This is a genomic window from Desulfobacteraceae bacterium (assembly GCA_022340425.1).
Lineage (GTDB): Bacteria > Desulfobacterota > Desulfobacteria > Desulfobacterales > JAABRJ01 > JAABRJ01.
The window spans coordinates 39486-48419 of record JAJDNY010000199.1 but is presented as its reverse complement, the minus strand read 5'-3'; the positions used below and the strand labels follow the sequence as shown (position 1 = coordinate 48419).

The window sequence follows — 8934 nt, the reverse complement described above, 5'->3', positions numbered from 1 at the left end:
CGTCCTGTTAAGACGACCGCAAGATAGCCACATCGGTTCGGTTTGTCAATGAAGCACCGCTTGCGGCCGCGGGAAAGCCCTTCCCAGGGGGCCTCCGGGGATCAGATAGAGCCGCGGCGGGCGAGATAGTCTTGGTAGACCGCCAGATCGCCCGGGGAGAAGAGCATGAAGATCACTTTTTCGATGCTGGGATACCGTTCGACGAAGGCCAGGGTGGTATCCACGGCAACCCGGCAGGCCTCGCGGATGGGGTAGCCGTAAACCCCGCAGCTGATGGCCGGAAAGGCGATCGAGTGCAGCCCGTGGTCCACGGCCAACTGCAGACTGTTCTGGTAGCAGGCGGCCAGCAGCCGGCTGTCGCGCGGGTGGCCGCGGTAGACCGGCCCGACGGTGTGGATCACGTAGCGCGCCGGCAGGCGGTAGCCGCGGGTCAAGCGCGCCTCCCCGGTGGGGCAGCCGCCCAGGGTGCGACACTCCGCCAGGAGCTCGGGCCCCGCCGCACGGTGAATGGCGCCGTCCACCCCGCCGCCGCCGAGCAGGGTCTGGTTGGCGGCGTTGACGATGGCATCCACGGTCAATTGGGTGATATCGCCCTGTCGGGCTTCGATCCGGTCACGGTTGGCGGCGGTCACCTCGGCTTCCTTGTGGGTCTGGTTTTGGCAACCCGCCGGGTTTTTGGCGCCGTGGGCTGGAGCTCTTCCTCCAGGTCGAGCTGGAAGCGCACCGGCCCGCGGCAGTTTTGAGCGCCGCAGTGGTTGATGCGGCAGGATGGGCTGGCCCCCCGGGAGCAGAGCAGGTTGGGACTCGTCTTCCCGTCATGAATGACGCAGTCCGTGGGAAGGGACCAGGAGGTGGCGATCGCCCCATGGCCCTTGGGGAAAACGGTCACCTCGGCATCGACAAAGTCCAGCGGCGCCAGGACAGCCTCCGGGTCCACGAGGTTGTCCCTTTCCGCGTAGCACATCAGGAAGCGGATGCCTTTTTCCGCCAGCCGCTTGAAATTCAGCGAACGGCCGAAGAGCTTCACCGGCAGGGTGCCGTCCTTTTGCACCGGACGGGTATAGGAGTCGAAGCTGAGCTGGGTGATGGCCACCGGCAGATCGTTGCGTTCATAGATCAGCCAGTGATTGATGGCGGCCGCGGTCTTGCTGATGGTCACCTTTTTACGGCCCGGCCGGTCGAACATCATCAGGTCCCGATAAAGCGAGAAAAGCGGGGCTTCGCTTTCCATGCTCTTGAGCTTGTAAACCCAGCTCATCACCGAGCCGTCCACCACCTGGTTGCCGTTGGGCAGGGTTTTGACGGCATAGCCCAGGTCCCGGAAGCGTGGCGGCAGGTGCGACAGGTATTCTATCAGGGACTTGCTGCGGGTCCCGTCCATGGGGGTCACGCAGGTGATCAGGGCGTCCACCAGCCCATCCAGTTCGCCGGAGAGGAGATCCAGGATGGCGATAAAACCGCCTTGACAGAAACCGTTCAAGGTGACCTGGCGGCCGTGCCGCCGCATGAGGGTTTCACAGAAATGGCGGGTATCGCGCGCATCGTCCTCACCGGTCATGGTCTGCACGGCCGGGGTGGTGTCGATATCCTTCAGAATGCGGATATAGGTGGGGATCCCCTGGTTGGCAAAGCAGTGCACGTAGCTTTTGCCTTCCCCCGGCAGAAAGGCCAGGATGTTGGCTCCCAGGACGTAGGGGGGCAGGATGATAATCGGTTTGCCGTTTTCGCGGATATTGACCCCTTCGGCCAGCGGAAACACCTGGTAGAGGCAAAAGCGCTCGGTTTCGGCGACCTTCAGGTAGTCCCCGTGTTCGAAGTCGAAACCATACTCGGGTTTGATATCCCGAATGGCCTGGGGATAGCCATTGACAACGGTTTCGATCAACTCCCGCTGCCGGGCGGTGAAGGTGCCAATATCCTCGCTCTCGCGACCCAAGAGGGTGTTGAGCCACGCAAAAAAGCCTTCACTGACCTTGCGGGCGTGAAAGAGGTTCATGGACTCCAGGGTGCTGGCCAGCCCTTTTTCGGCCACCTGCTGGTTGAACCGCAGCAGTTCGATGTAATCGCTCATGGTCTCCAGGGGGTGGACCTGCCCCAGCTTTTTCCGCTCTGTGGAGTTGAAGGCACTCAGTGCGATCCAATAGGGCGCAGTGAATTCTCCGAGATATTTCAAAACGCCGTTGGCGTAAATCTGGGCCGCCTTGGTCTGTTCGGTTGCCGACAGCAGGACGTCGCCAAACCGCTGCAGCCACTTGGACGGGTAATGGAAAGGGGAGGTGATTAGACTGTCCTTGGGCTGTTCGACCGGCGTTTTTGGATCCGAAGTTTTCATGTTGAACCATCTCCGAGTTGCAAATATTGAATAAAATTTGGGAGTTGACCCCTATTCCACCCTCCTCGGGCGGCAATTCGGCGCTGGGGAAGGTATAAAGCAGGAGCTTTGCCCCCAAAAAAAAGCAGGATGGGTGCAACCGGCACCGCCCGCCAGGGTTAATTATACCCATCGACCTCCAGGGCCTCGGCGTAAAATATCCCCCAGACAAGCGAAAATTCTCAAACTTTCCCAAACGTGCCGTTTTGTTGGGGCAACGGCGCCAGGCCTTGCGGCCTTGGCTGCCATGCGGGACAAATTCGTGAAACGGGCTGCGGTTCCCGAAACATACTTAAGATAAAATTCCAGCCGGCCTCTGTCAAGTAAAAATTGTTGCGTTGCACAAATTGTCTTTCTCCGCCAATTCCCTGCCTTCTTGCGGACCACCCTCAATTCTTCCGGAACAAGCCCGATCCTTTTGCGATGCAATATATTGGATGGGGCGCGCCAAAACCCGAAGACAAGGGCCTTAGGGTCGCGGCAAAAAAAAATTCCACAATATGGCGCCGGATTTTGGTTCGCCACCAAGGCACATTCGCCGGTGCATATCGGGATATGTGCCGGCGGATGTAACGCCAGTGACGGGCCAAAAGACAAGCAAGATGTGGCATTATTTCTTGCCGCGGCCCTTAAGCGCAGGCCGGGTTTTGCCTTTGACAAAGTATCGGCCTTTTGCCATAGAATTAAGCTCATGGAATTTGTGGTTTCTTCCAAGTCAGACCGCGGCCGTGGCCCCGAGGGGGAGGAATTGAAGAAAATACCCCTCAACCTGGCCATTGTCGGTGGCGGGCGGGCCTGCCGGTACTTCCTGGAGCTTCTTAAAAGAGAGCCTTTCCCCCTGCTGGATATCCACGTCGTCGGCGTGTGTGACACCGACCCCAGGGCCGAGGGGTTTCAATTGGCCCGTGAGATGGGGATTTTCACCACCCGCGATTATCGGGATCTTTTCGCCATCGAACATCTCGACAGCATCGTCGAGCTGACCAACAGCCGCAAATTGCTCATCGAACTGATCGCCGCCCGACCCAAGGGGGTGGGCGTCATCGAACACAACATCGGGCGGCTGCTGCGGTCTCTGTTCATGACCGACCAGCGCATGAAGTCGCTGGAACGCCAGGTGGTCCTGGAAAAGATGTCCACCGACATCCTGATCCAGCACAGCAATGCGGCCATTGTCGTTCTGAACACCGATTTCACCGTGGTCGAAGCCAACGAGGCGTTTCTCAAAAAAGTCCACAAGGCCAAGAAGGAAGTGGTCGGGGCCTACTGCTACGAGGTTTCCCACGGGCTGAGCATGCCCTGCCCGCATGCCCGGCCCGATTTGCAGTGCCCCATGATCGAGACCCTGCGCACGGGCAAGTCCGCGCATGTCATCCACGAGATGGCCGGATCGGGTTTCGAGGCATCTTTCGGAAACATCGTCACCTACCCGCTCATCGATCCCGACGGCACCATCATCCGGGTGATCGAAATCTGGCGCGATATCAGCAGTGAGATCGAGTCCCGCTGGAACGGCCGTTACCAGAAGCTCAAACTGGAATTCAAAAAGCTCGTCCAGGAAGACCGCATGATTTCCCTGGGAAAGTTGGTGGCCGGTTGCGTTCATGAAATCAACAACCCGATTCAAGGGTTGTTGACCTTCACCTCGGTGATGCAGTCGATGCTCACCGACGACGGGCTTCCGGCCGCCCAGGCTGCGGAATTCCGGCAATACCTGACCATGATGGCCGAGGAACTGGAACGATGCGGCCGCATCGTTTCCGGCCTCCTCTCCTTTTCCCGTGAACGGCCGGTGCAGTCCAAGACCATCGATGTCAACGACACCATCGCCTCGGTGATCTCCCTGACCCGTCACAAGATGCAGATGCAGGGGATCACCCTCCGGACGTGCCTGTCCAAAACCCCGCTGACCCTCAGCGGCGACACCCTGCGCCTGCAGCAATGCATTCTCAATCTGGTCTTCAATGCCCTTGAAGCCATGCCCGATGGCGGCACCCTGAGCGTTTGCTCCCGACGCGATCGCGAAAAGAAACAGATTGAGATCGAGATCGCGGACACCGGTATGGGGATCCCGGAAGAACACCAGGACAAGATCTTCACCCCGTTTTTCACCACAAAGCCCGCCGGCCAGGGGACGGGATTGGGGTTGTCCATCGTCTATGACACGGTCAAGGCGAATCGCGGCGATATCGCCGTGGACAGCCGGCCGGGTGCTGGCTGCCGCTTCGTGCTCACTTTTCCCCAGACCGATGCCGCCAACGACCGGCCAAAAGGCGCGCCATGAAGAGCAAACCCGAGATCCTGGTTGTCGATGACGAGCGCATCGTGCGCGAATCCCTGTTCCATTGGTTCAAAAACGGCGGCTACGCCGTGGCGACCGCCGCCTCGGGCGCGGAGGCCCTGGAGAAGATGGCCGGCCGTCCGGCCGAACTGCTCTTTGTGGACGTCAAGATGCCGGGGATGAACGGGATCGAGCTGCTGGAAAGGATCAAGGCCGAATACCCCGCCGCCGTGGTGGTCATCATTACCGCCTACGGGTCCATCGAATCGGCCGTCGAGGCCATGAAAAAGGGGGCCAGCGATTATCTGATCAAGCCCTTCAAGCCCGAATACTTGACGCTGGTGATGGAGAAGATCGATCAGCAGCTGGACATGGCCCGGGAGTGCAACTACCTGAAGGCGCAGCTGGAAAAGAAAACCCGCTTCGAAAACATCATCGGCCGCTCCGCCCCCATGCAGGCGGTTTTCGACACCATCACGCAGGTGGCCGATCAGGACACGTCGGTGCTGCTGACCGGAGAGACCGGAACGGGCAAAGAGTTGGTCGCCAAGGCGATCCATGCCAAAAGCCGCCGCGCGCACCACCCGTTTGTGGCGCTCAACTGCGGGGCGATGCCGGAAAACCTTCTGGAAACCGAATTGTTCGGTCACCAGAAGGGGGCCTTTACCGGGGCGACCCACCCCCGCAAGGGGTTTCTGGAGGTGGTCAGCGGCGGGACCCTCTTTCTGGATGAGATCGGCGAGATCGGCATGAAGATGCAGATCGACCTGCTGCGCGTATTGGAGGAGCGGCGCATTTCGCGGGTGGGCAGCAGCCAGACCGTCCCGGTCGACTTTCGCCTGATCACCGCCACCTGCAAGGACCTGGAAAAGGAAATCGCCGCCGGCCGTTTCCGGGAGGACTTTTTCTACCGGATCCACGTCATCCGCATCGCCATTCCCCCGCTCCGGGAGCGAAAGGAGGACATCCCCCTGCTGGCGCGCCATTTTCTGTCCAAGATCAGTCACGAAACCGGCCGCAAGGTCGACCATATTTCCCAAGCGGCCCTGAAAATGCTGCAAGGCTATCGCTGGCGGGGCAATGTCCGCGAACTTGAAAACGCCATCGAGCGGGCTGTCGTGCTGTCCACGGGGCCCCTGCTGGGGGTCGACGACTTCGCTTTCCTGCATGCCGCTCAGACCAAGCCGGCACCCGGCGGGTCCCTGCTGGAGATGGAGAAGGGATACATCCGACAGGTGCTGGATGACTGCGCCGGAAACATCACCCGCGCCGCCGCGGTGCTGGGCATCAACCGTGTGACGCTGCACCGCAAGATCAAGCGGCTTCAGCTCTCCCGGGGGCCGCAGAGGTGATATGGCGCCCGCCAACCGGCAAGCTCTAGCGCCTCGCCAGCCTCCCGATCGCCCAGCCACCGAAAAAATCTGCGTGGCAGCCATGGGCCGGGTCCCGGCGGTGGCCCCCCGGGTGGTGGCCGCGCACATCCACGCGTTTTTCGGACTGCCGGCCGAGGTGCTGCCGGGCTTGCCCGCGCCGGTGTATGCCCTGGATGCGGGTCGCATGCAGTTCGACGCCGGCAAGATCATCCAGCGCCTGGAGCGGGAGGCCTTCCCGGGCTGCCGGAAATGGATCGGGGTCGTGGAAGGCGACCTTTTTGTTCCGATTTTCACCTACGTTCTGGGCGAAGCGCGCCAGGGGGGCAGATGCGCCCTGGTGTCGCTGTGCCGCCTGGCGGAAAAAGATGGACCGGGCGCTTCTCCCCAGCCCACGCTTCTGGAGCGCTGCGCCAAGGTGGCGCTCCACGAGTTGGGTCACCTCTTCGGCATCGTCCACTGCCCCGACCCGTTGTGTGTGATGCATATCTCCGGCGACGTCCACGAACTGGACCAGCGGCGCCTGGCCCTGTGCCGCTATTGCCGGCGCCAGCTTGACCAGCGCCTCTGCCAGCCGTAGGCCCGCCCGGGCCGCCGGTTTTCACACCCCGGCCGGGGGGCGGGTCACGGTTTGCAGAAACCGCTCGGTCAGGGCATTCCAATCCAGCCGGTCCACGGCGCCCACCACATCCCGAATGCCGCGGCTGCCGGTTGCGGCCAGTCCCCCGTACTCCGGCCCCATCATGCCCAGCAGGTGCTCCGACTCGGACTCCATCCAGCAGCGGCTCTGATCGCCGAAAAACAGATTCTTCAAATCCTTGTGTGGCCGTGTGGGCTCCGCCATGAAGAGCCAGCCCCCATGGTACGGGTCCTCATGGAGGATTTCGGGGTGCGCCTGGACGTCGGGGTTGACGGCCAGGACCGTTCCCGAAAGGGGCGACAGAACCGCGGCTTCGCGCCCGTCACGCTGGAAGCTCCAGCCGATCTGATTCTGCTGGACCACGGCCCCCAGGGGCGGCAGCGTGACCTGCCGGGAAGGGCCGAAGAGGCAGGCGGCGAAGTCATCCAGGCCGACCCGGCTGCGCCCGCCGTGCTCGATGCGCACCCAACTGTGGCCCGGGTGGTAGTAATAGTCCTCGGCCAGGAGATAGCCTCCGGCCAGGACGGTCCGGGGCCGGCGGGTCGACGGACTGAGGTCCATGTCGTCGAGCATCTGATCGTAGGCGCAGTGATAGCACTCGTAATTCAGCATGCAGATTTTGGGGGCCTGCACCCGCCCGGTCAAACTGTGGCGGCACGGCCTATCGGCGCCGGCGAATTTCTTCTGCAGATGGGCGGCCCACTCAGGGGCGATCTTTTCGGTGCGCGCCGCGGGGTCGATCCCCATGGCCCGCCGCATCCCCTTGTCGAAGGCGCAGCGGCTGCAGTCGTAAGCCGAATCACAGATCCTGAAATTGATCACGCCGGCCTTCATCCAGATGCATTCCTTTTCCACGACCTGAAATCCCTGAATTTTGGTTTTGGATGACGCTTTCATGGGGGTCCTCCTTCGCCACCGGCCACGCCTGGTGTGCGGCGGCGGGTCTCTCCTCCCCCGGGGCGACTTTTGGCACCCGACGGGGAGGGCGTCGATAAGGCGGTGCCCGGAAACACCTTCATGCCGCAGAGGCGAGGGCTTCCGGGGCCTCAAGGGCCGGGAGCGTGACGCACTCCGGGCAGGTGTCATCCACCCACTCGGCGAAAGCGCAGCGCTGACAGGCCTGATTTCGCATGCAGTTTCTGGGGATTCCCACTTCGGATGCCAGCGGGCAGGCAACAATGGGGGACAGACGGCGTCTGGTCATGGCACTCACCTCCTTCATGGCGGCAAACCGATGGGGTCTGCGGCGGTTGCCCCCGATAAACAGCAAGCCGGGTGCCAGGCGGCCAGACCACTGCCGGATATGAAACTAACTTAATGAAATAATGTCTTATTTTGATTCATATCGGAAGCGGGCGGACGGGGAAGGCGGAGCAGCCGGGGTGATTCAAACGGCCACACTCCCCTGGACAGAGGGTGCCGGGACCGAACCAAAGGTTGGAATTAAGGTGGGTTACTTGACCTGTTGCGGATAGCTACACCTGCTGTAGCCATCCGCTGCACTCAAAAACTCAGCCGCACAAAACTCGGGGTGCGAAGGGTATTTGAGGTGCAACGAAGGGCGCGCCTGGCTGCAGCGGCAAGGTTTGGCCCCCAAACCCGCAACGCGTCCCAAGCACCGTGGTGAAATCGAGATGGACGCCGCCGCTCTATAGGTCGTAGAGGGTTTCGTCGCGCCGCGGCGCCGCACGGCGCCCGGGGCTGCCGGCGCCTTTTTTTTCGGGCAGTTGGAAGGGGTCTTCGGTTTCCAGCAGATCGCCCAGTTCGGCCTCGATGGCATCCGGGTCCTCGCCGCGCTCCATGCGCCGCAGGGCTTCCTGCATGCCCGCCCCGAGCTCCAGGCCGGTGGCATCCGAGAGTTTGCGCATCATGGCGGCCGCCTGGCGGGGGTCATCCTCGTTGATCTTGTCGGCCTCGCCGGCCAGCATCTGCATGGCCTTTTCCATGCGGCTCTCATCGAAGGGCAGATCGTCGGCCTCCCCGTCTTCCCGGGCGCGGCCGGTGACGGCGAAGACCGAGACCTGACGGTTCAATGGTACATCGCCGCAGGTGGGGCAGACCGGCACCTTGGTGGTGTTGATCCGCCGCGAGAAGAAATTGTAGATGGTGTTGCAGCGGCTGCAGTAAAATTCGTAGATCGGCATGGCAGGCTCTCTGTGACAGCAGGTTGAAGCGTTTGCGAAGCCCCCTTTAGCGGGCTTTTTTTCCCCCATCCCGCGCGTGCCGGCTTTTCGCCGGCCGCAGGTTGGGTTTTTTTATGTGGACCCCGGAC

The 8934-nt window shown here is 61.7% G+C and carries 8 protein-coding genes; 3 read left to right on the top strand and 5 right to left on the bottom strand.

All coding sequences use genetic code 11. From position 1 onward, the window contains the following. Nucleotides 1-101 precede the first annotated feature (101 nt). Complete coding sequence (locus LJE63_17360; protein MCG6908376.1) at nucleotides 102-632, bottom strand: O-acetyl-ADP-ribose deacetylase; 531 nt, start codon at nucleotides 630-632, stop codon at nucleotides 102-104. Further along, on the bottom strand, nucleotides 629-2332 hold the full coding sequence (locus LJE63_17355; GenBank protein ID MCG6908375.1) for a metal transporter: 1704 nt from the start codon (nucleotides 2330-2332) through the stop codon (nucleotides 629-631). Before LJE63_17355 ends, LJE63_17360 begins: the two co-directional genes overlap by 4 nt. A gap of 787 nt (nucleotides 2333-3119) precedes the next feature. Here LJE63_17355 and LJE63_17350 point away from each other — a divergent pair. From LJE63_17350 to LJE63_17340, 3 genes are all read left to right on the top strand, one after another. Continuing rightward, nucleotides 3120-4655, top strand: a complete 1536-nt coding sequence (locus tag LJE63_17350; protein ID MCG6908374.1) for a PAS domain-containing protein — start codon at nucleotides 3120-3122, stop codon at nucleotides 4653-4655. Further along, entirely contained in the window at nucleotides 4652-6004 is a 1353-nt protein-coding gene (locus LJE63_17345; GenBank protein ID MCG6908373.1) for a sigma-54 dependent transcriptional regulator, read from the top strand. The genes LJE63_17350 and LJE63_17345 overlap by 4 nt, the downstream gene beginning before the upstream one ends. A gap of 82 nt (nucleotides 6005-6086) precedes the next feature. Next, nucleotides 6087-6602: a zinc metallopeptidase gene (locus LJE63_17340; GenBank protein ID MCG6908372.1), complete on the top strand. Its 516-nt coding sequence runs from the start codon at nucleotides 6087-6089 to the stop codon at nucleotides 6600-6602. 21 nt (nucleotides 6603-6623) lie between these two features. Here the strand turns inward: LJE63_17340 and LJE63_17335 are convergent, their stop codons facing one another. The 3 genes from LJE63_17335 to LJE63_17325 form a co-directional block, all read right to left on the bottom strand. Next, the gene (locus LJE63_17335; GenBank protein ID MCG6908371.1) at nucleotides 6624-7559 is read right to left on the bottom strand and encodes a glycine cleavage system protein H; all 936 of its coding nucleotides are present in this window, start codon (nucleotides 7557-7559) and stop codon (nucleotides 6624-6626) included. A gap of 118 nt (nucleotides 7560-7677) precedes the next feature. Beyond that, nucleotides 7678-7866, bottom strand: coding sequence for a hypothetical protein (locus LJE63_17330; protein ID MCG6908370.1), 189 nt, complete (start codon nucleotides 7864-7866; stop codon nucleotides 7678-7680). Between the two features lie 445 nt (nucleotides 7867-8311). Continuing rightward, complete coding sequence (locus tag LJE63_17325) at nucleotides 8312-8806, bottom strand: zinc ribbon domain-containing protein (GenBank protein MCG6908369.1); 495 nt, start codon at nucleotides 8804-8806, stop codon at nucleotides 8312-8314. Nucleotides 8807-8934: the final 128 nt, after the last annotated feature.

Coding starts and splice junctions, on each gene's coding strand:
- LJE63_17335 (MCG6908371.1), bottom strand. CDS start 7,559: ATGAAAGCGTCATCCAAAACCAAAATTCAGGGATTTCAGGTCGTGGAA.
- LJE63_17330 (MCG6908370.1), bottom strand. CDS start 7,866: ATGACCAGACGCCGTCTGTCCCCCATTGTTGCCTGCCCGCTGGCATCC.
- LJE63_17325 (MCG6908369.1), bottom strand. CDS start 8,806: ATGCCGATCTACGAATTTTACTGCAGCCGCTGCAACACCATCTACAAT.
- LJE63_17345 (MCG6908373.1), top strand. CDS start 4,652: ATGAAGAGCAAACCCGAGATCCTGGTTGTCGATGACGAGCGCATCGTG.
- LJE63_17355 (MCG6908375.1), bottom strand. CDS start 2,332: ATGAAAACTTCGGATCCAAAAACGCCGGTCGAACAGCCCAAGGACAGT.
- LJE63_17340 (MCG6908372.1), top strand. CDS start 6,087: ATGGGCCGGGTCCCGGCGGTGGCCCCCCGGGTGGTGGCCGCGCACATC.